At 69.1% G+C, this 700-nt stretch carries 1 protein-coding gene; it reads left to right on the plus strand.

What is annotated here, in order from left to right:
- Positions 1–14: 14 nt before the first annotated feature.
- The coding region (locus ACFO4E_RS30100; RefSeq protein WP_378580740.1) for an acyltransferase domain-containing protein at positions 15–700 on the plus strand (686 nt) is incomplete at its 3' end.

Genomic DNA, 700 nt, shown 5'->3' on the forward strand with positions numbered 1-700 from the left:
CGGGGTTGGATCGGGTGGATGTGGTGCAGCCGGTGTCGTTCGCGGTGATGGTGGCGTTGGCCGAGGTGTGGCGTGGGGTGGGGGTGGTTCCTGATGGGGTGGTGGGTCATTCGCAGGGGGAGATCGCCGCGGCGTATGTGGCGGGTGTGTTGTCGCTGGAGGATGCCGCCCGGATCGTTGTGCACCGCAGCCGCCTCATCGCAACCGAACTGGCGGGCCACGGGGGGATGGTCGCGGTGGCCGCCGCAGAGTCCGAGGTGTGCGAACGGCTCGGCCGGTTCGGCGGCCGTATCGGCGTCGCGGCGGTCAACGGTCCCATGTCGGTGGTGGTCTCCGGGGAGCCGGAGGCCCTCGACGGTCTGATGGCGGAGTGTGAACGCGACGGCGTGCGGGTTCGTCGGGTCGCGGTGGATTATGCGTCGCATGGGCCGCAGGTGGAGCGGTTGCGTGGGGGTTTGCTGGGTGTGTTGGAGGGGGTTCGTCCGGGGGTGGGGCGGGTTCCGGTGTTCTCGACGGTGGTGGGTCGGTGGGTCGATGGCGTGGAGATGGATGCCGGGTATTGGTTTCGGAATCTGCGGGAGCCGGTGGGGTTCGGGTCGGCGGTGGCGGGGTTGGTGGGGGAGGGGTTTTCGTCTTTTGTGGAGGTGAGTGCGCATCCGGTGTTGGTGGGTGCGGTGGAGGGGGTGGTGGAGGAAGCGGG

Origin of the sequence: Nocardiopsis mangrovi, assembly GCF_042653925.1 — a bacterium.
Lineage (GTDB): Bacteria > Actinomycetota > Actinomycetes > Streptosporangiales > Streptosporangiaceae > Nocardiopsis_B > Nocardiopsis_B mangrovi.